The 20247-nt window shown below is 64.1% G+C and carries 13 protein-coding genes; 8 read left to right on the top strand and 5 right to left on the bottom strand.

Translation table 11 applies throughout. The features are described 5' to 3' along the window. Positions 1-23: 23 nt before the first annotated feature. Positions 24-1694: a 2-isopropylmalate synthase gene (gene leuA / locus AC0SZ7_RS09080; RefSeq protein WP_475504074.1), complete on the bottom strand. Its 1671-nt coding sequence runs from the start codon at positions 1692-1694 to the stop codon at positions 24-26. Between the two features lie 344 nt (positions 1695-2038). On the opposite strand from leuA, the gene AC0SZ7_RS09075 reads away from it, so the two are divergent. Then, entirely contained in the window at positions 2039-2374 is a 336-nt protein-coding gene (locus AC0SZ7_RS09075; RefSeq protein ID WP_475504073.1) for a hypothetical protein, read from the top strand. A gap of 140 nt (positions 2375-2514) precedes the next feature. Here AC0SZ7_RS09075 and AC0SZ7_RS09070 read toward each other — a convergent pair whose 3' ends face one another. Beyond that, entirely contained in the window at positions 2515-3339 is an 825-nt protein-coding gene (locus tag AC0SZ7_RS09070; protein WP_475504072.1) for a peptidoglycan DD-metalloendopeptidase family protein, read from the bottom strand. A gap of 3 nt (positions 3340-3342) precedes the next feature. Next, positions 3343-4722, bottom strand: a complete 1380-nt coding sequence (xseA, locus tag AC0SZ7_RS09065; protein WP_475504071.1) for an exodeoxyribonuclease VII large subunit — start codon at positions 4720-4722, stop codon at positions 3343-3345. Between the two features lie 152 nt (positions 4723-4874). Here xseA and AC0SZ7_RS09060 point away from each other — a divergent pair, with 152 nt between their 5' ends. From AC0SZ7_RS09060 to guaA, 4 genes are all read left to right on the top strand, one after another. After that, positions 4875-5633 carry a TSUP family transporter gene (locus AC0SZ7_RS09060; protein ID WP_475504070.1) on the top strand — a complete coding sequence of 253 codons (759 nt, stop codon included), beginning with the start codon at positions 4875-4877 and terminating at the stop codon, positions 5631-5633. Positions 5634-5691: 58 nt separating this feature from the next. Next, positions 5692-6240: a sugar ABC transporter ATPase gene (locus AC0SZ7_RS09055; RefSeq protein WP_475504069.1), complete on the top strand. Its 549-nt coding sequence runs from the start codon at positions 5692-5694 to the stop codon at positions 6238-6240. A gap of 94 nt (positions 6241-6334) precedes the next feature. After that, the gene (gene guaB, locus AC0SZ7_RS09050; RefSeq protein ID WP_158154807.1) at positions 6335-7804 is read left to right on the top strand and encodes an IMP dehydrogenase; all 1470 of its coding nucleotides are present in this window, start codon (positions 6335-6337) and stop codon (positions 7802-7804) included. Between the two features lie 105 nt (positions 7805-7909). Continuing rightward, positions 7910-9487, top strand: a complete 1578-nt coding sequence (guaA, locus tag AC0SZ7_RS09045) for a glutamine-hydrolyzing GMP synthase (protein WP_455922349.1) — start codon at positions 7910-7912, stop codon at positions 9485-9487. Positions 9488-9658: 171 nt separating this feature from the next. Here guaA and AC0SZ7_RS09040 read toward each other — a convergent pair whose 3' ends face one another. Next, positions 9659-12538 carry a dermonecrotic toxin domain-containing protein gene (locus AC0SZ7_RS09040; RefSeq protein ID WP_475504068.1) on the bottom strand — a complete coding sequence of 960 codons (2880 nt, stop codon included), beginning with the start codon at positions 12536-12538 and terminating at the stop codon, positions 9659-9661. A gap of 175 nt (positions 12539-12713) precedes the next feature. Between AC0SZ7_RS09040 and AC0SZ7_RS09035 the strand changes: the two genes are divergently transcribed. Both AC0SZ7_RS09035 and tadA read left to right on the top strand, forming a co-directional pair. Further along, positions 12714-14090, top strand: a complete 1377-nt coding sequence (locus AC0SZ7_RS09035; RefSeq protein ID WP_475504067.1) for a multicopper oxidase family protein — start codon at positions 12714-12716, stop codon at positions 14088-14090. A 1-nt stretch (position 14091) separates the two neighbouring features. Then, positions 14092-14574 (top strand): tRNA adenosine(34) deaminase TadA, encoded by a 483-nt coding sequence (gene tadA / locus AC0SZ7_RS09030; protein ID WP_475504066.1) that lies wholly within the window; start codon positions 14092-14094, stop codon positions 14572-14574. A gap of 97 nt (positions 14575-14671) precedes the next feature. Here tadA and mltF read toward each other — a convergent pair whose 3' ends face one another. Further along, positions 14672-16132 carry a membrane-bound lytic murein transglycosylase MltF gene (gene mltF, locus AC0SZ7_RS09025; protein ID WP_475504065.1) on the bottom strand — a complete coding sequence of 487 codons (1461 nt, stop codon included), beginning with the start codon at positions 16130-16132 and terminating at the stop codon, positions 14672-14674. Positions 16133-16347: 215 nt separating this feature from the next. Between mltF and purL the strand changes: the two genes are divergently transcribed. Beyond that, the gene (gene purL, locus AC0SZ7_RS09020; protein WP_475504064.1) at positions 16348-20244 is read left to right on the top strand and encodes a phosphoribosylformylglycinamidine synthase; all 3897 of its coding nucleotides are present in this window, start codon (positions 16348-16350) and stop codon (positions 20242-20244) included. Positions 20245-20247: the final 3 nt, after the last annotated feature.

Below are 20247 nucleotides of genomic sequence, written 5' to 3'. Positions count from 1 at the left end.
CGGTTTTTTTAGGCAAGGAAGGCTTACGCCGCCTTTGCTTCCTGCTGGCTCAACGAGCGATTCAATGCGCTGAACAGTGCCTTGAAGCTGGCGGTGGTGATGTTCTCGTCCACGCCCACGCCGTGCACCGCACGGCCACCGGCCACGCGCAGCTCGATGTAGGCCGCGGCCTTGGCGTTGGTGCCGGCGCCGATGGCGTGTTCGTTGTAGTCCATGATCTCCACCGGTACCGGCATGGCCGAGGCCAGCGCTTCCAGGGCGCCATTGCCCTTGCCGCGCCAGTGCACGGTCTCGCCGTCACTGTGCACTTCGACGTCGACCTTGCTGTTGCCGTTCTCTTCCTGCAGGCGGTGGCTGACCAGCGCGTACGGGGCGTTGGCTTGCAGGTATTCCTTGTGCAGCAGCGCATAAATTTGCTGGGCAGTCATTTCCAGGCCCAGGCGGTCGGTTTCACCCTGCACCACCTGGCTGAACTCGATCTGCATGCGGCGCGGCAGGCTGATGCCGTATTCCTGTTCCAGCAGGTAGGTGATGCCACCCTTGCCCGATTGGCTGTTGACGCGGATGACCGCCTCGTAGCTGCGGCCAATGTCGGCCGGGTCGATTGGCAGGTAAGGCACTTCCCACAGGGTATCTTCTTTCTGCTGGGTGAAGCCCTTGCGGATGGCGTCCTGGTGCGAGCCGGAGAACGCGGTGTGAACCAGGTCGCCAACGTAGGGGTGGCGTGGGTGCACGGCGATCTGGTTGCACTCTTCGACCACTTTGCGCACGCCGTCGATGTCGGAGAAGTCCAGTTCAGGGTCGACGCCCTGGGTGTACAGGTTCAGTGCCAGGGTCACCAGGTCGACGTTGCCGGTGCGCTCGCCGTTGCCGAACAGGCAGCCTTCCACACGGTCGGCGCCGGCCATCAGGCCCAGTTCGGTGGCGGCCACGCCGGTGCCACGGTCGTTGTGGGTGTGCAGGCTGATGATCACGCTGTCACGGCGCGACACGTTACGGCCGAACCATTCGATCTGGTCGGCGTAGATGTTCGGGGTGCTGACCTCTACAGTGGCCGGCAGGTTGAGGATGATCTTGTGCTCGGGCGTCGGGTTCCACACCTCGATCACCGCGTCACAGACTTCCTTCGCGAACTCCAGCTCGGTGGCGCTGAAGGTTTCCGGCGAATACTGGAAGGTCCACTGGGTTTCCGGCTGCTGGGCGGCATATTTGACGAACAGCTTGGCCGCGTTCACCGCGATGTCCTTCACGCCCTGCTTGTCCTGGTTGAAGACGATCTTGCGGAAGGACGGCGAGGTGGCGTTGTACAGGTGGACAATGGCTTTCTTGGCGCCTTTCAGCGATTCGAAGGTACGCGCGATCAGGTCTTCGCGGGCCTGGGTCAGCACCTGGATGGTGGTGTCTTCCGGGATGTGATTGTCTTCGATCAGGGTGCGAACGAAGTCAAAGTCGGTTTGCGACGCCGAAGGGAACGACGCCTCGATCTCCTTCACGCCCACGCTGACCAGGGTCTTCCAGAAACGCAGCTTCTTCACCGCATCCATCGGCTCGATCAGCGACTGGTTGCCGTCGCGCAGGTCGGAGCTGCACCAGATAGGCGCGGTGGTGATGGTCTGGTTCGGCCAGGTGCGGTCAGGCAGGTTGACCTGGGCGAAGGCGCGGTATTTCGAAGACGGGTCTTTGAGCATGGTCATGATGGGCAATCCTTGTTGTGCGGCCTTGAAAAGGGCCTGCCGAATAATGCAAAGGTAGAAGGGCGAGGCGACGCGATTCAGCGTGGCAGTCGTGCACTGACCAAGCTTAGGCAGCGGTGTTGACGAAGGAGAATGAGGGTGTGAAGAGTTTTCATGCCTTCAACCCTAACCATTGCGGCAGGGGATGGCAAGCATCTGTAAAACTTTGAGATAAGTTATCTCTGTTGGCGTTTTTATGGTTTTTTGTGCTCGTTAATTAGGTTTTTTTGATAGGAAATTGTTCGAGTGATTCGGGGTGCGCAATCTCGTATATTGGCTCGGGTCAAGCAAAGCGGAGCAGAGTCATGACTGAAGCTGAGTGGAAACTGTGGAGTCGATATCGCCCATTGGCCGTTGAGCGCCTGTATGAACGGCTACGGCGCAAGATGATGGCGGCGGCCAAGGATGATTCGGCGCTGGCGCGGGAGCATTTTCAGGCCGTTCGAAACCTTTGCAATGAGGGGAACGAGGAGGTGGTGCGGGTGTTCGACAACTTTCCCCATTCGCGAGGACATGCCTCTATTGGTCTGCAGGCGGCTTATGTGAGGGGGCTGGTTACCGAGGAGGAGGTGGCATCATTCAGCGAAGAAACGCAGGCGAAGCTGAGGGACGCGTTGAAGTATTTCAACAAGGCGGGCTAACTCGTTCCTGTAGCAGCTGCCGAAGGCGGCGTCGCAGGCAACGCATGGCTTCTGACACACCGCGCCGCCTGGGACGCAGCCTTCGGCAGCTGCTACGGTGGGAGTAAAGGGGGGGCAGACTCGACAGCGCGCTACAGCTATCAGGGTTGGAACGCGCCGATGAAGATGGCGGGGTCCACGCGGGCATCGTTCAGGCTGACGTTCCAGTGCATGTGCGGCCCCGTCGCCCGGCCGGTCATACCCACGCGGCCGACCACGGCTCCGCGCGCCAGATCCTGGCCCACCTTCACGTCGATCTTCGACATGTGGCAGAACATGCTGATGAAGCCCTGCCCGTGGTCGACGAACACGGTATTGCCGTTGAAGAAGTAGTTGCCCACCAATATGACCTTGCCCGCCGCCGGGGTCTTGATTGGCGTACCCGCCGGCACCGCGAAATCCAGCCCGGCATGGGGGTTGCGCTCTTCGCCATTGAAGAATCGACGCACGCCGAAGCGGCTCGACAGCGGGCCGTTCACCGGCTTGTCCAACAGCAGGTTGCTGGGTGTGCCGGGGCTGAAGCTGCGGTAGGCCTTGAGCTGCTCGGCCAGCTCCACTTCAAAGCGCTTCAGGTCAGCCGGGTTGGGGTTGACCTGGCGGTTGTTCTTCAGCGTGATGTGCTGCTCGGGGTAGTGCTTGCTGCCCACCACGAAGCCCAGGCTGCGCTGGTCGGCGGTGGTGATGCGCGCCGGCCCGGGCTTTTGGGTCAGCGGCAGGCCGACGATGGCGCGCCAGTTCTGCTGCTCGCGCACCACCAGCACCGGCTTGCCGTCGAAGAAGGCCTTGGGGGCCTGCGCGGCGCTGCCCAGGTCGACCACGGCCACGCCGCCGGGTACCGGCTTGTTCAGCAGGCGGGTCAGGTAGCTGTCGGCCTGGGCGGTGAAGGTCAGGCACAGCAATAACAGGGCGGTCAGCAGGCGCGGCATGGTTCAGTCCAGAAGCGAGAGGGTGACCGGAGTCAGGTGGTTGTCTTCGACCCGCACCTGCAGCTCGCCTTCGCCCAGCTTGGCCGTCAGGCGCTGGCCGGTGCGGGTTTGCTCGGCGCGGCGTACGGCCTGGCCGCGTTCATCCAGCAGGATGCTGTAGCCACGGCTGAGGGTGGCCAGCGGGCTGACGATGTGCAGGGTCTGCATCTGATTGTTCAGCTGCACGCGGCGGGCCTTGAGGCCTTCGCGCATGGCCCGCGGCAGGCGTTCGGCGAGGCTGTCGATGCGCTGGCGCAGCATGGCCAGGGTGCGCCCCGGGTGTTGCCCGGCCAGGCGCGTTTCCAGTTGCGCCAGGCGGTGCTTGCGCAGGTTCAGGCGCTGCTCGAAGGCGCGGCGCATGCGCATGTCCAGGTCGTCCAGGCGCTGGGCCTGCTGGCGCAGCCGTTCACCGGGGTGGCGCAGGCGCTTGGTCAGGCCTTCCAGGCGCAGGCGGTCGTGGGCCAGGCGGTTCTGGATGCGCATCAGCAGGCGCCGTTGCAGGCTTTCCACGCGGCGTTGCAGGTCGCTGCTGTCGGGCGCCAGCAGTTCGGCAGCGGCGGACGGCGTGGGTGCGCGCACATCGGCGACGAAGTCACTGATGGACACGTCGGTCTCGTGGCCCACGGCGCTGACGATAGGCGTGACGCAGGCTGCAATGGCGCGGGCCACCGCTTCCTCGTTGAAGCACCACAGGTCTTCAAGGGAGCCGCCACCACGGGCGAGGATAATGGCATCGAAGCCAGCGGCGTCGGCCAGGCGAATGCCGCGGACAATCTGGTTGATGGCCTCGCGGCCCTGCACGGCGGTGGGTATCAGGGTCAGTTCGACCTGCGGCGCGCGGCGGCGGAACACGCTGATGATGTCGCGGATCACCGCACCGGTGGGCGAGCTGACAATGCCGATGCGTTGCGGGTGGGCGGGCAGGGGCACCTTGCGTTCGCTGCTGAACAGGCCTTCGCCGCTGAGTTTCTCTTTCAGTGCGTCGAACGCCAGGCGCAGGGCGCCGTCGCCGGCCGGCTCCACGGTGTCGAGGATCAGTTGGTAGTCGCCACGGCCTTCGAACAGCGAGACCTTGCCGCGCACCTTCACCGCCAGCCCGTCCTTCAGCGCCTGGCGCACGCGCTGGGCGTTCTGGCGGAACAGCGCGCAGCGCACCTGGGCGCCGCTGTCCTTCAAGGTGAAGTACACGTGGCCGGACGCCGGGCGGGCGAGGTTGGAGATTTCGCCTTCCACCCAGATGCTGCTGAACACGTCTTCAAGCAGCACGCGTGCGCGGCCGTTGAGCTGGCTGACAGTGAGGACCTCGCGGTCCAGGCCGAGTACGGCAAAGGGGTCTTTGTTCATGGCGGGCATCATAAGGCCAATACGCCGCCGGAGCCATGCCCCGTAGCAGCTGCCGAAGGCTGCGTCCCGCCTTGATGCAGTGTCACGGCGCCTGTTACGCGGCCTGGGGGCCGCTGCTACGATGATGTACCACCAAGGAGGAGGGATAACCGATGGAGTTGCTGAGTGCCTTGCCGTTCACCGGGGCGGATTGGGCTTGCATGCTTTTGGGGGTGGCGGTTGCCTACGTGGTGTTCGGTATCGCCGGCTTCGGCACGGCGCTGGTGGCCGGGCCGGTGTTGATCTGTTTCATGCCGTTGGCGCGGATCATCCCGTTGCTGGTGCTGCTGGATTTCATCGCCGCGTTTGGCAACCTGCTGCCGTCACGCAAGGCCGTGGCTGGGGTGGAGCTGAAACGGCTGCTGCCGTGCATGGCAGTCGGCTGCACGGTTGGCGTGGTGTTCTTGCTCAACCTGCAGTCGCGCCTGCTGCTGTTATTGATGGGGCTGTTCATCAGCGCTTACGCCCTGTACGGGCTGCTGGTCAAGGTGCGCCCCGCCAGCCTGCGGGCCATCTGGGCGCTGCCCATGGGCGTGACGGGTGGCCTGTTCGGGGCGTTGTTCGGCAGTGGCGGCTTTCTATATGCCATTTATCTGAATGCCCGGCTGGACAAGGAGCCGGCCCGCGCCACCCAAAGCGCATTGATCAGCTGCAGCACCGTGGTGCGCCTGGGGCTGTTCGTGATCGCCGGGGTGTACACCGACGGCGGCTTGCTGGTGCTGGCCGCCGCCTTGCTGCCGGCCATGGCGCTGGGGCTGTGGCTGGGGCGCCGGTTGACCATGGGGCTGTCGCGCGAGGCCTTCGTGCGCCTGGTGAACTGGCTGGTGCTGGCCAGCGGTATCGCGCTGATCGGTCGCTACCTGGGTGCTTGACCTGCGGGCTCACGGGATTATGCTGCGCCCATTTACACGCCCACGCAGGTCCGTCGCCATGAGTTCGCAAAGCATTATCGTCCCGTTGATCTCCAGTTTTCCCGGGCGCGAAGGCAAGGCCCGGCGGGTGCTGCGCTGGCTGTGGCAGAAAAACATCATCGAGGAACAGCTCACCACCTGCGGCCGCACCGGCAACGGCATGGGCTACGCCATCGGCCCTGGCGCGCGCAATGTGGTCGAGCACCCCGAGCTGCTGCCCTATGGCCAGCCCGTGAACGGCCTTGAGCTGGTGACCAAGCGCTGCATCTTCACCCCCACCACGGGTTTCAAGGAAGAAGCCGGCTGCCCCGAGTGCCGCCAGGAAATCGGCGAGGCGCTGTTTGACAGCCTGGAAGACTGGATGCCCGGCCACACCGATAACTTCATGTGCCCCGAATGCCGCCACGAAGATGACATCAACGGCTTCCTGTTCCTGCAGCCCTGCGCGTTTTCCAACCTGGGCTTCATCTTCAACGGCTGGGCCGACGCGCGGTTCAAGCGTGAATTTCTCTTCGAGTTTGGCGAGCGCCTGGAGCGCAAGGTTCGCGAGGTGCGCGTCGACATTTAGGCTGCGACGAAATCGCTGGAGGTTTACGTTGAGCATCGGCGGGGGGATAGGTATAATGGCGCGCTTCCAATTTTCCCGCTCGGGAGCCCCCGCGATGCTGCGTATCAGCCAAGAAGCACTGACCTTCGACGACATTCTCCTCGTACCCGGTTATTCCGAAGTACTGCCTAATGAAGTCAGCCTGAAGACCCGTTTGACCCGTGGCATCGAGCTGAATATTCCCCTGGTCTCCGCCGCCATGGACACCGTTACCGAAGCCCGTCTGGCCATTGCCATGGCCCAGGAAGGCGGTATCGGTATCATCCACAAGAACATGACCATCGAGCAGCAAGCTGCCGAAGTGCGCAAGGTCAAGAAGTTCGAGGCCGGCGTGGTCAAGGACCCGATCACCATCGAGGCTGACGCCACCGTACGTGACCTGTTCGAACTGACCCGCCAGCACAACATCTCCGGCGTGCCGGTGCTGCACGATGGCGACCTGGTCGGCATCGTCACCTCCCGTGACGTGCGTTTCGAAACCCGCCTGGAAGCCACCGTTCGCGAAGTGATGACGCCTAAAGAGCGTTTGGTCACCGTGCGCGAAGGCGCCGACAAGAACGAAGTGCGCGAGCTGCTGCACAAGCACCGCCTGGAAAAAGTCCTGATCGTGGACGACAAGTTCCAGCTCAAGGGCATGATGACCGTCAAGGACATCGAAAAGGCCAAGGCCTACCCGCTGGCCAGCAAGGACGACCAGGCTCGCCTGCGCGTCGGCGCGGCCGTAGGCACTGGCAAGGACACCGGCGAGCGCGTTGCCGCCCTGGTAGCCGCCGGCGTTGACGTGGTGGTGGTCGACACCGCCCACGGTCACTCCAAGGGTGTGATCGACCGCGTTCGCTGGGTCAAGGACAACTACCCGCACGTTCAGGTCATCGGTGGCAACATCGCGACCGGCGCTGCGGCCAAGGCCCTGGTTGAAGCCGGCGCAGACGCCGTCAAGGTCGGTATCGGCCCTGGCTCCATCTGCACCACCCGTATCGTCGCCGGTGTAGGCGTGCCGCAAATCAGCGCCATCGCCAACGTCGCCGCCGCCCTGGAAGGTTCGGGCGTGCCGCTGATCGCCGACGGTGGCATCCGCTTCTCCGGTGACCTGTCCAAGGCCATCGTCGCCGGTGCTTCCTGCGTGATGATGGGTTCGATGTTCGCCGGTACCGAAGAGGCCCCGGGCGAGATCGAGCTGTTCCAGGGCCGTTCGTACAAGGCTTACCGCGGTATGGGTTCGCTGGGCGCCATGTCCCAGGCCCAGGGTTCGAGCGACCGCTACTTCCAGGATTCGGCCGCTGGCGCCGAGAAACTGGTACCGGAAGGCATCGAAGGCCGCGTGCCGTACAAAGGCACCCTGACCGCCATCATCCACCAGCTGATGGGTGGCCTGCGTTCTTCCATGGGTTACACCGGCAGCGCCAACATCGAGGAAATGCGCACCAAGCCTGAATTCGTGCGTATCACCGGTGCCGGCATGGCCGAATCCCACGTCCACGACGTGCAGATCACCAAGGAAGCGCCGAACTATCGCGTAGGTTGATCTCAAGCGCCCGTGGCCACCGCCCCGGGCGCTTGCTGAATTTTTAGGCGGGGCTGTTCATTGCAGCCCCGTGTTGTTTCCGATTACCACTGACGAGAACTAGTCATGGCCCTCGACATTCACGCCCACCGAATCCTGATTCTGGACTTCGGTTCCCAGTACACCCAGCTGATCGCCCGTCGCGTGCGCGAAATCGGCGTGTACTGCGAGCTGCACCCCTTCGACATGGACGACGAAGCGATTCGCGAATTCGCCCCGCGCGGCATCATCCTGGCCGGCGGCCCGGAATCCGTGCACGAAGCCAACAGCCCGCGCGCACCGCAAGCGGTGTGGGACCTGGGCGTGCCGGTATTCGGCATCTGCTACGGCATGCAAACCATGGCCGAGCAACTGGGCGGCAAGGTTGAAGGTTCCGAGCTGCGTGAATTCGGCTACGCCCGCGTGGACGTGGTCGGCAAGAGCCGCATCCTCGACGGCATCGAAGACCACGTCGACGCCGACGGCGTGTTCGGCCTGGACGTGTGGATGAGCCACGGTGACAAGGTCACCAAGATCCCGGAAGGCTTCCACGTACTGGCCAGCACCCCAAGCTGCCCGATCGCCGGCATGGTCGACGACGCCCGTGGCTACTACGGCGTGCAGTTCCACCCGGAAGTGACCCACACCAAGCAGGGCGGTCGCATCCTGTCGCGCTTCATCCTCGACATCTGCGAATGTGAAGCCCTGTGGACGCCTTCGAAGATCGCCGAAGACGCCATCGCCAACATCCGTGCCCAGGTCGGTACCGACAACGTCCTGCTGGGCCTGTCCGGCGGCGTCGACTCCTCGGTGGTTGCAGCCCTGCTGCACAAGGCCATCGGCGACCAGCTGACCTGCGTGTTCGTCGACAACGGCCTGCTGCGCCTGCACGAAGGCGAGCAGGTGATGGCCATGTTCGCCGAGAACATGGGCGTCAAGGTGATCCGCGCCAACGCCGAAGACCAGTTCCTGAACAACCTGGCCGGCGAAGCCGACCCGGAGAAGAAGCGCAAGATCATCGGCCGCACCTTCATCGACGTGTTCGATGCCGAATCCTGCAAGCTGGACAACATCAAGTACCTGGCCCAGGGCACCATCTACCCCGACGTGATCGAGTCGGCTGGCGCCAAGAGCGGCAAGGCCCACGTGATCAAGTCGCACCACAACGTGGGTGGCCTGCCGGAGGAGATGAACCTCAAGCTGGTCGAGCCGCTGCGTGAGCTGTTCAAGGACGAAGTCCGCCGTCTGGGCCTGGAACTGGGCCTGCCGTACGACATGGTCTACCGTCACCCGTTCCCGGGCCCGGGCCTGGGCGTGCGCATCCTGGGTGAAGTGAAGAAGGAATACGCCGACCTGCTGCGTCGCGCCGACCACATCTTCATCGAAGAACTGCGCAAGGCCGACTGGTACCACAAGGTCAGCCAGGCCTTCGTGGTGTTCCAGCCGGTGAAATCGGTAGGCGTGGTAGGCGACGGCCGTCGTTACGCCTGGGTCGTGGCGCTGCGCGCCGTGGAAACCATCGACTTCATGACTGCACGTTGGGCACACCTGCCTTACGAGCTGCTGGAAACCGTCAGCGGCCGCATCATCAACGAAATCGAAGGCATTTCGCGCGTGACTTACGACGTGTCGAGCAAGCCGCCTGCGACGATCGAGTGGGAATGATGCGGTTGGCCTGAGGGCCGATGGCAGCAATGAGAACCGCCCGGGGCTTTGGCCTCGGGCGGTTTTTTTATGGGATGCTGGAAACAGGCTCTTTTGCTGTTTTAGAGATCGAGCGCCGCCCGCGCGGCGCGACGCAGCCTTCGGCAGCTGCTACGGCTGTTGCACCGATAGTCACCCGACGTACTTCAACCCAATCATCGTCAACGCCGTGATCAGCTCGCGCGTGTTGTCGAAGCGTCGCTTATGCACCGTGGCCCAGCGCGGCCGCTCTATATAAATCATCTGCCCGTCCTTCTTCAATTCAGTGAACACCAGCGAGCCATCGGCGCTGCGGTGAATCAGCTCCTTGAACACTTGCACGGTGTCGATGGTGAACATACCGGGTGCCGACAGCTCATGCTCCAGGTCGCGGGCCTGGCGCAGGGTGCCCATGGGGTAGTAGAGGTCGCCCTTTACCAGCCCGCCGGGGCCGTCGAAGCCGGAACCTGCGGGGTGCACGCCGGTGTCCGCGCGCACGCCGCGGGCCGCGTTGCTTGGGACATCGGCTACACGCAGGCCGATGGCGCCTTCCAGTTCGGCCATGCCAGGCACGCCCTTGAAGGTGTTGGCGTGGGTATTGCCCATCAGTGCCACCCACTTGCTGGCACCACGGGTTTCACGGTCGGCGGCGATGACGGTGTGGGCGAAGTAGTTCATGGTCTTCTGGCGCAGCGTGTCGGTGGTGTCCAGCAGGCCTGCTTGGCGGTAGCTGGCCATGCAATCGATGGCCTGTATGCGGATATGGTTGCGGTGCGCGGCCTTCACCAGTTCCAGGAAGGTGTAGCGGCCGGATGGGTCGGTATGGAAGCCGCCGTCCATTTTACGCAGGTAGGCCTGCAGTTCGTCCGGCAGGTTGCCGGTGCGGGCATAGGCGTCAAGGTGCACCTGGTGAAAGTCCGTCAGCAAATGCTCCATGAACAACGTACGCACCTTCTCCCTGGCCAGCAGCGGCATGTTGTCGATGAGGAATTTCTTGCTGGCGACGCTGCTGTGGGATTCGCCAATCACCAGGCCGTCGGTCTTGGCGTAGATGCCCTTGATGATCGTTGGCTGCGCAGCCACGGGGTCGAGTTCGGGGATCGCCGGGCGAGCAGGTGGGGTGAAGTCCTGGAAGAATGCCTGGGTGTCGGTGCCGAGCTGGTCGCGCAGGGCGCGAAATTCGCTGTAGGCCTGCATCGAGCCCGGGGTATGGATGTCGGCGTGGGCGCCGCTGATCAGCAGGTCGGCCGAGCCATTGGCGCCGTCTTGCAATAGCGGGCGCAGCGTCTCTGGCACGTCGTAGCGAAACCTGGGGGTCAGGGCCACGCTTGGCCGGGAAATCGGGTTACCCCAAGGCAGTTTGCCGAAAATTTTGCCGCCGGCCTTGAGTTTCAGGCGCTCCAATGGTTCCCACGCGCCTTCGGCATTCAGTTGCACGGGCACGCTCTGGTAGAAGGAATAGGGGTTGGCGGGGTCGATGATGGTCCAGCGGTTGATGTCGCTGGCATAGCGCACCTGATAGGTCATGTCACCCATTTCGATGTAGTCCTGGCCATGGCTGTCCTCGTAGACACCCTGCCTGCGGCCATTGGTGCCCAGGGATTTGCCCTCGATCAGTTCATTGGTTTCCAGTGGTGCCAGCAGTTCGGCAATTTCCACGGCGCTGTACTGGGCGGGAAGCTGCGGGGCGATATCGGGCATGGCGATGTGCGTGGCCGGCGGTTGGAACTCGCTGGCGACAGCTTCTTCCGCAGGTACCCACAGGTAAGTCGCATTGAACAGCACTTCGACGGCGCTGGTGATGGCGGCGATGACGGCCTGCTTGCGCTCGGCGGTGTCGTGGCCATTGACGGCCTCATCGATGTGCAGCCCCATCTCGGCAATGCCAGCGCCCACTACCGCCAGGGCGATGGGCCAGTGCAGGGCGGCCAGCCCCCCGAACGCCTGGCCGAACGCTTTCAGATAGCCGACCCACATTTGCTCGCGCAGCTGGCCATTGGTGTGCAGCAGCATCTGCATGTCGTCGTACATGCGTTGGCGGCTGGTGTCGGCGAGGAAGGTGAACGGGTCCTCCGACAAGCTTATTTTCAGGCGGTTGATGGGCTTTGCGTGGTTCTTGCCCCAGGCCTGGAACAGCAGGTCGAGGCTGTGGTGCAGGGCATCGTCGCCGTCATTGGCGGCCAGCGGCCAGTGGCTCATGAAATGCGCGCGGTTCTGCGCCATGTTGGTTTCCGACAGCACCCACCAGTACAGGTCCTGGTCGGTTTCGAAGGCATGGAACGTGTTCACCGTGCCGGGCATGTACAGGTATTGCCAGCCGTCCTGGTCGACGATGCGCAGGATGTCGGTGGCGATATGGCCGGCGATGTCGAAGGCGTAGACCTTCAGGGTGGTGCTGGGGGATATCTCGGTGCGCAGTGCCTGCAGGGTGATCGGCCAGGTGACTTCGCCGGCCACGGCTTTCACCAGTATCTGGAATTGGGCATCGGACAGCCGCCGCGCCTCGCGATCTTCCAGCGCTTTGGCGAGGAAGTTAGCCTTGGCCATGACCCGGAAGTCGCCAGCGTGCTGGGCCCAGAACTGGTCGAGGTCTTTACGGTAGTGGCCGGCGAAGTCCAGGCCCCAGAAGTCATTGAGCACATCCTGGGGTTCGAGGCGAATCTCGGTTTTCTCGTCGTAGAAGCGCTCGTTGGGCCCCTTGCTGTAGAACCCGCCCCACATGTGCAGCAGGTCAGCGTTGTCCTGGTCCCCTGGGTTGAAGCGGTGCATGACCAACTGGGGCAGGGTGAAGGATTCCACTGGCTTGCCGTAGTGTTCCCAGCCTGAATAGGTGCGCGGGCTGGTGTTGCCGTTTTTCCAGCGGTGCCACCAGATATGGTCCGGTTCGCCGTAGGCCCCGGTATGTCGGTGCAGGATCAGGTTGGCGGTGTCGCGGGCTTTCTGGCGCATGTCGGGCAGGGTGTCGGCGATGCGCTTGGCGATGGCTAGCAGGGCCTGGCGATCGGCGGCGCCTGGCTGTTGGGCGTTGGTCATGGTGGGCCTTCCTTGGGGTGAGAAAGGTAGGACTATGGGCCGGGCCCTGCATCAGAGGGTGGTAGCCATGCACCCATTGGCAGAAGGATTTTTTCGCAAGATGTTTCGATGGCCTTCGCGCGCCGCGTCGGGGTGTATCGTGCCCGCTTTCGCCGTATTCGAAGGGGGCACTTCCATGTCTTTCACCCGTCGCCAGATGCTCGCTGGCGTCGCCGGCCTGGCGGTGGTTGGTATCGGTGCCGGTGGCGCCGCGCGTTACTGGCTGGGCCGCCGGGCTGACCAGGCCAGCCATGACTACGAACTGATTGCCGCGCCGCTGGACCTTGAGCTGGTGCCTGGCCACCTCACCCCTGCCTGGGCGTTTGGCGGCAGCGCGCCCGGCACCGAGCTGCGGGCGCGCCAGGGCGAATGGCTGCGGGTGCGCTTCATCAATCGCCTGCCGGTGCCCACCACCATTCACTGGCACGGCATTCGCCTGCCGCTGGAGATGGACGGCGTGCCCTACGTGTCGCAGCTGCCGGTGCTTCCGGGCGAGTATTTCGACTATCGCTTCCGCGTGCCCGACGCCGGCACCTTCTGGTACCACCCGCATGTGGCCAGCACTGAACAGCTGGGGCGCGGCCTGGTGGGGCCGCTGATTGTCGAGGAGCGCGAGCCCACCGGCTTCGCGCATGAAGCTACCTTGAGCCTGAAAAGCTGGCACGTCGATGGGCAGGGCGCCTTCGTGCCTTTCAGCGTTGCCCGGGAGGCGGCGCGGGTCGGCACCCTGGGGCGGCTGTCGAGTATCAATGGCATGCCGCAGGCGACTATCGACCTGCCTGCCGGGCAGATCGTGCGCCTGCGCCTGTTGAACGTCGACAACACCGCCACCTACCGGCTGAATTTTCGCGGCAACGCCGAGCTGCGCCTGTACGCCCTGGACGGCAACCCCATCGAGCCCCGCGCTTTCGGCGACGATTACTGGCTGGGGCCGGGCATGCGCGCCTGCGTGGCGGTGCGCATGCCGCCGGCCGGTGAAGAGGTTGCCCTGCGCGACGGCCCGGTGCGGCTGGGCACGCTGCGTTCAGTGGCGTCGGCACTGCCGCCGGGGGCCTGGCCGCCACCGCTGCCGGCCAACCCGGTGGCGGAACCTGACCTGGCCCGGGCCGAAAAGCTGGTGTTCAACGTGGAATGGGTAGGCTCGGCGGCCGCGCAAGGGGATAATGGCCGCCCGCCCAGCTTCTGGCAGTTCAACGGCCAGGCCTGGGACATTACCGACAAGACCTGCGCCGACCGGCCCATTGCCCGGCTGACCCGGGGCAACAGCTATATTTTCGAACTGAAGAACATGACCCAGTACCAGCACCCCATCCATTTGCACGGCATGACCTTCAAGGTGATTGCGTCCAATCGTCGCACGATCGTGCCGTATTTCACCGATACTTACCTGCTGGGCAAGAATGAGCGGGCCCAGGTGGCACTGGTGGCGGATAACCCGGGCACCTGGATGTTCCATTGCCATGTGGTGGACCACATGGAAACCGGCCTGATGGCCGCGATCGAGGTGGCGTGAGATGCGTCAGCCGATGATTGTCGACCGCAGCCGCGACCAGCACTTCATGCGCGAGGCCCTGGCGCTGGCCGCCCAAGGCGCGGCCATGGGCGAGGTGCCGGTAGGCGCCGTGCTGGTGCACAACGGTGAGATCGTGGGGCGTGGGTTCAATTGCCCCATCAGCGGCAGCGACCCCAGCGCCCACGCCGAGATGGTCGCCATCCGCAACGCCGCCCAGGCAGTGAGCAACTACCGCCTGCCCGGCAGCACGCTGTACGTCACCCTTGAGCCGTGCAGCATGTGCGCGGGCCTGATCGTGCACTCGCGGGTCAGCCGGGTGGTGTATGGCGCGCTGGAGCCCAAGGCCGGCGTGGCGCAAAGCCAGGGCCAGTTCTTTACCCAAGGCTTCCTCAACCACCGGGTGATGATTGAGGGTGGAGTGCTGGCGGAGGAGTGCGGGGCCATTTTGAGCGAATTCTTCAAGGCCCGCCGCGCGAAACCCTGACTCCAATGCACCCGTAGCAGCGGCCGCCAGGCCGCGTCCCGCGATTGGCCTGCATAACCGCGGTGTGGGGGACGCGGCCTGCGGCCGCTGCTACGGGTCAGAGTGAGGGGTTGTCCTGCGCCGGCTTGGCCTTGTTGACCCCCGGCGTGTGCAGGTTGCTGTCCGCCACCTGGCCGCCTTCCAGCTGCGGCTGGGTCACCCAGGTGAGGATGTCGTAGTAACGGCGGATGTTGGCCACGAAGTGCACCGGTTCACCGCCGCGGGCATAGCCGTAGCGGGTCTTGCGGTACCACTGCTTCTGCGACAGGCGCGGCAGCATTTTCTTCACGTCCAGCCACTTGTTCGGGTCCAGGCCTTCGTTCCGGGCCAACTGCCGGGCGTCGTCGAGATGGCCGCTGCCCACGTTGTAGGCAGCCAGGGCGAACCAGGTGCGGTCCGGTTCGACAATCTTGTCGTCAAGCTGGTCGCGCACCAGGGCGAAGTACTTGGCGCCACCCTCGATGCTCTGCTTGGGGTCAAGGCGGTTGGCCACGCCCATGGCCTGGGCCGTGTTCTGGGTCAGCATCATCAGCCCGCGCACGCCGGTCTTGGACGTCACGTCGGCCTGCCACATGGACTCCTGGTAGCCGATGGCGGCCAGCAGGCGCCAGTCCACCTGTTCGTTCTTGGCAGAGGCGTGGAAGTTCTTCTCGAAATGCGGCAGGCGCTGCTGCAGGTGCTGGGCGAAGGTGTAGGCACCTACATAGCCCAGTACATCCACATGGCCGTAGTAACGGTCTTTCAGGCGCTGCAGGGTGCCGTTCTTCTGCACCTTGTCGAGGTAGCTGTTGATCTCGTTGAGCAGGCTGTTGTCTTCGCCGGCGGCCACCGCCCAGCGCTGCTGCTGGGCGTCGCCGAGGTCGAAGGCGACGCGTACGTTGGGAAAGTAGACCTGGTTCATCGCCAGCTCGTTGGAGTCCACCAGTGTCAGATCGATCTGACCTTCGTCCACCATGCGCAGTAGGTCAACGACCTCCACCGCGTCAGACTCTTCGTATTGTATGCCGGGATAACGCTTTTTAAGTTCGGCCAGTTGCGCGGCGTGGCTGCTGCCCTTGAGCACCATGATCTTCTTGCCCACCAGGTCGCTGGCGTCGGTGGGGCGTGATTGGCCGTTGCGGTAGATGACCTGCGGGGTCACTTCCAGGTAGGGGTGGGAGAAACGCACCTGGGTCTTGCGCTGGTCGTCGCTGACCAGGCCGGCAGCCGCCAGCACCGGGCCGTTGGGCTTGCCCACCTGGCTGAACAGATCGTCGAGGTTGTCGGCGGTCTCGATCTTCAACTCCACGCCCAGGTCATCGGCGAAACGCTTGACCAGTTCGTACTCGAAACCGGTTTCGCCGTTGCGATCCTGGAAGTAGGTGGCGGGGCTGTTGCGGGTTATCACGCGCAATACGCCATCCTCCTTGACTCGCTCGAGCGTGCTGGGTTTGTCGACGCAGCCGTTGAGCAGTAGGAGTAGACCGGTTGCGATCAGCCATTTGGCGAAGCGCGGGCGTGAGGCAGTCGTTGAATGCATCCTTGCAGTATACGCAAAGCGCGAGGGGCGCCATATCTCGACAGCATCACGCCGTTCTGCTAGGGATTGCGCGGGAAATTTATTTGACTCGGAAGACAGGATATGCGCTCCGATGCCCGGCTGGCGCCACGATTACCGTTTTGGGTGCCTGCGGCGGCGGTTTACGCTAGAATGCACGGCCTCTAAGCACACCCCTTTCTGAGGCTGTCCCGAAGATGTTGATCCTGCGCGGCGCTCCTGCCCTTTCTGCCTTTCGCCACGGTAAATTACTCGAGCAACTGAGCCAGAAGGTCCCCGCTGTAAGTGGCTTGTACGCTGAATTTGCCCACTTCGCCGAAGTAGCTGGCGAACTGACCGCCGATGAGCAGCAAGTCCTTGCTCGTCTTCTCAAGTACGGCCCGAGCGTGCCGGTCCAGGAGCCTGCGGGCCGCCTGTTCCTGGTCATGCCGCGCTTCGGCACCATTTCGCCATGGTCGAGCAAGGCCAGCGATATCGCCCATAACTGTGGCCTGGGCAACGTCCAGCGCCTGGAACGCGGCATTGCCTTCTATGTCACTGGCGAGTTCAGCGAAGCCGAGGCACACATTGTTGCCGGCCTGCTGCACGACCGCATGACCCAGGTGGTGTTGAGCAAGCTGGAAGAGGCCGCCGGGCTGTTCAGCCATGCCGAGCCCAAACCGCTGACCGCCATCGACGTGCTGGGCGGCGGCCGTGCCGCGCTGGAAAAAGCCAACGTCGAGCTGGGCCTGGCCCTGGCCGAAGACGAGATCGACTACCTGGTGACCAGCTTCGAAGGCCTGGGGCGCAACCCCCACGACATCGAGCTGATGATGTTCGCCCAGGCGAACTCCGAGCACTGCCGCCACAAGATCTTCAACGCCAGTTGGGATATTGACGGCCAGAGCCAGGAAAAAAGCCTGTTCGGCATGATCAAGAACACCTACCAGATGCACAGCGAAGGCGTGTTGTCCGCTTACAAGGACAACGCCTCGGTGATCGTCGGCAGCGTGGCCGGGCGTTTCTTCCCGAACCCTGAAACCCGCCAGTACGGCGCGGTGCAGGAGCCGGTGCACATCCTGATGAAGGTGGAAACCCACAACCACCCGACTGCCATCGCGCCGTTCCCGGGTGCTTCCACCGGTTCCGGCGGCGAGATCCGCGACGAAGGTGCCACCGGTCGCGGCGCCAAGCCCAAGGCTGGCCTGACCGGCTTCACCGTATCGAACCTGAACATCCCCGGCTTCGAACAGCCATGGGAAAAGGCCTACGGCAAGCCCGAGCGCATCGTCACCCCGCTGGACATCATGATCGACGGCCCGCTGGGCGGCGCTGCGTTCAACAACGAATTCGGTCGTCCGGCCCTGACCGGCTACTTCCGTACCTTCGAGCAGGCCATCGACACCCCGCACGGTGAAGAAGTGCGCGGTTACCACAAGCCGATCATGTTGGCGGGCGGCATGGGCAACATCCGCGCCGAACACGTGCAGAAAGGCGAGATCACCGTCGGCTCCAAGCTGATCGTGCTGGGCGGCCCGGCCATGCTCATCGGCCTGGGCGGCGGCGCGGCTTCCTCCATGGCCACCGGTACCAGCTCGGCTGACCTGGACTTCGCCTCGGTACAGCGCGAGAACCCGGAAATGGAACGCCGCTGCCAGGAGGTCATCGACCGCTGCTGGCAGCTGGGCGACAAGAACCCCATCAGCTTCATCCACGACGTGGGCGCGGGCGGCCTGTCCAACGCCTTCCCGGAACTGGTGAACGACGGTGGCCGCGGTGGCCGCTTCGAGCTGCGCAACGTGCCCAACGACGAGCCGGGCATGGCGCCGCTGGAAATCTGGAGCAACGAATCCCAGGAACGCTACGTGCTGGCCGTCGACGCCGCCGACTTCGCGCGCTTCCAGGCCATCTGCGAGCGCGAGCGCTGCCCGTTCGCGGTAGTGGGCGAGGCCACCGCCGAGCCGCAACTGACCGTGACCGACAGCCACTTCGGCAACAACGCCGTCGACATGCCGCTGGAAGTGCTGCTGGGCAAGGCCCCGCGCATGCACCGTTCGGCCGTGCGTGAAAACGAACTGGGCGACGACTTCGACCCGGCCCAGCTGGACCTGGCCGAATCGATCGAGCGCGTGCTGCACCACCCGGCCGTCGCCAGCAAGAGCTTCCTGATCACCATTGGCGACCGCACCATCACCGGCCTGGTCAACCGTGACCAGATGGTTGGCCCGTGGCAAGTGCCGGTGGCGGACGTTGCCGTCACCGCCACCAGCTTCGACGTGTACACCGGTGAAGCCATGGCCATGGGCGAACGCACGCCGCTGGCGCTGCTGGATGCCCCGGCATCGGCGCGCATGGCCGTGGGTGAAACCCTGACCAACATCGCTGCCTCGTCCATCGCCAAGATGTCCGACATCAAGCTGTCGGCCAACTGGATGTCTGCTGCCGGCCACCCGGGTGAAGACGCCCGCCTGTACGACGCGGTGAAAGCCGTGGGCATGGAACTGTGCCCGGAGCTGGGCATCACCATTCCAGTGGGCAAGGACTCCATGTCCATGAAGACCCGCTGGAGCGAAGAGGGCGCCGAGAAGAGCGTGACCTCGCCGATGTCGCTGATCATCACCGGCTTCGCCCCGGTAGTGGACATCCGCAAGACCCTGACCCCACAACTGCGCATGGACAAGGGCCTGACCGATCTGATCCTGATCGACCTGGGCCGTGGCCAGAACCGCATGGGCGCCTCGATCCTGGCCCAGGCCCACGCCAAGCTGGCCAAGGCTGCGCCGGACGTCGACGACGCCGAAGACCTGAAAGCCTTCTTCGCCGTGATCCAGGGCCTGAACGCCGACGGCCACCTGCTGGCCTACCACGACCGTTCCGACGGCGGCCTGCTGACCACCGTGATGGAAATGGCCTTCGCCGGCCACTGCGGCCTGGACCTGCAACTGGACACCCTGGCCCACGCCAAGGAAGAGATCAACGCCATCCTCTTCAACGAAGAGCTGGGCGCGGTCATCCAGGTTCGCCAGGATGCCACCGCCGACATCCTCGCCCAATTCAGCGCTGCCGGCCTGGGTGACTGCGTGGCCGTGATCGGCCAGCCGGTCAACAACGGCCACGTGTACATCAGCCTGAACGGCGAGCAGCTGTTCGAAGGCGACCGTCGCCTGCTGCAACGCCAGTGGGCCGAGACCAGCTACCAGATCCAGCGCCTGCGCGACAACGCCGAGTGTGCCGATCAGGAGTTCGACGCCCTGCTGGAAGAAGACAACCCGGGCCTGAGCGTCAAGTTGGGCTTCGACGTCAACGAAAACGTCAGCGCGCCGTACATCAAGACCAACGTTCGCCCACAAGTTGCCGTGCTGCGTGAGCAGGGCGTCAACGGCCAGGTCGAGATGGCAGCTGCCTTCGACCGCGCCGGCTTCAATGCCATCGACGTGCACATGAGCGACATCCTCGCTGGCCGTGTCGACCTGAACGAGTTCAAGGGCCTGGTGGCCTGCGGCGGCTTCAGCTACGGCGACGTGCTGGGTGCCGGTGAGGGCTGGGCCAAGTCGGCGTTGTTCAACGCCCGTGCCCGCGATGCGTTCCAGCAGTACTTCGAGCGCAACGACACCTTCACCCTGGGTGTGTGCAACGGTTGCCAGATGATGTCCAACCTGCACGAGCTGATCCCGGGCACTGAATTCTGGCCGCACTTCGTGCGCAACCGCTCCGAGCAGTTCGAGGCGCGCGTGGCCATGGTTGAAGTGCAGAAGTCGAATTCGGTGTTCCTGCAGGGCATGGCCGGTTCGCGCATGCCGATCGCCATCGCCCACGGCGAAGGCCATGCGGAGTTCGCCAACGAGCAGGCGCTGATTGAAGCCGACGTGTCGGGTTGCGTGGCCCTGCGCTTCGTCGACAACCACGGCAAGGTCACCGAAGCCTACCCGGCCAACCCGAACGGCTCGCCGCGCGGGATCACCGGCCTGACCAGCCGCGACGGTCGCGTCACCATCATGATGCCGCACCCGGAGCGTGTGTTCCGTGCCGTGCAGAACTCGTGGCGCCCCGATGACTGGAACGAAGACGCGGCGTGGATGCGCATGTTCCGCAACGCCCGCGTCTGGGTGAACTAAGGC

This window comes from Pseudomonas sp. JC1203 (assembly GCF_056175065.1).
This window is presented reverse-complemented; position numbering and strand designations above follow the sequence as displayed.

What these genes read in the sequence shown, in the direction of transcription:
- leuA (WP_475504074.1), bottom strand. Translation starts at nt 1,694, where the DNA reads ATGACCATGCTCAAAGACCCGTCTTCGAAATACCGCGCCTTCGCCCAG.
- AC0SZ7_RS09075 (WP_475504073.1), top strand. Translation starts at nt 2,039, where the DNA reads ATGACTGAAGCTGAGTGGAAACTGTGGAGTCGATATCGCCCATTGGCC.
- AC0SZ7_RS09070 (WP_475504072.1), bottom strand. Translation starts at nt 3,339, where the DNA reads ATGCCGCGCCTGCTGACCGCCCTGTTATTGCTGTGCCTGACCTTCACC.
- xseA (WP_475504071.1), bottom strand. Translation starts at nt 4,722, where the DNA reads ATGAACAAAGACCCCTTTGCCGTACTCGGCCTGGACCGCGAGGTCCTC.
- AC0SZ7_RS09060 (WP_475504070.1), top strand. Translation starts at nt 4,875, where the DNA reads ATGGAGTTGCTGAGTGCCTTGCCGTTCACCGGGGCGGATTGGGCTTGC.
- AC0SZ7_RS09055 (WP_475504069.1), top strand. Translation starts at nt 5,692, where the DNA reads ATGAGTTCGCAAAGCATTATCGTCCCGTTGATCTCCAGTTTTCCCGGG.
- guaB (WP_158154807.1), top strand. Translation starts at nt 6,335, where the DNA reads ATGCTGCGTATCAGCCAAGAAGCACTGACCTTCGACGACATTCTCCTC.
- guaA (WP_455922349.1), top strand. Translation starts at nt 7,910, where the DNA reads ATGGCCCTCGACATTCACGCCCACCGAATCCTGATTCTGGACTTCGGT.
- AC0SZ7_RS09040 (WP_475504068.1), bottom strand. Translation starts at nt 12,538, where the DNA reads ATGACCAACGCCCAACAGCCAGGCGCCGCCGATCGCCAGGCCCTGCTA.
- AC0SZ7_RS09035 (WP_475504067.1), top strand. Translation starts at nt 12,714, where the DNA reads ATGTCTTTCACCCGTCGCCAGATGCTCGCTGGCGTCGCCGGCCTGGCG.
- tadA (WP_475504066.1), top strand. Translation starts at nt 14,092, where the DNA reads ATGCGTCAGCCGATGATTGTCGACCGCAGCCGCGACCAGCACTTCATG.
- mltF (WP_475504065.1), bottom strand. Translation starts at nt 16,132, where the DNA reads ATGCATTCAACGACTGCCTCACGCCCGCGCTTCGCCAAATGGCTGATC.
- purL (WP_475504064.1), top strand. Translation starts at nt 16,348, where the DNA reads ATGTTGATCCTGCGCGGCGCTCCTGCCCTTTCTGCCTTTCGCCACGGT.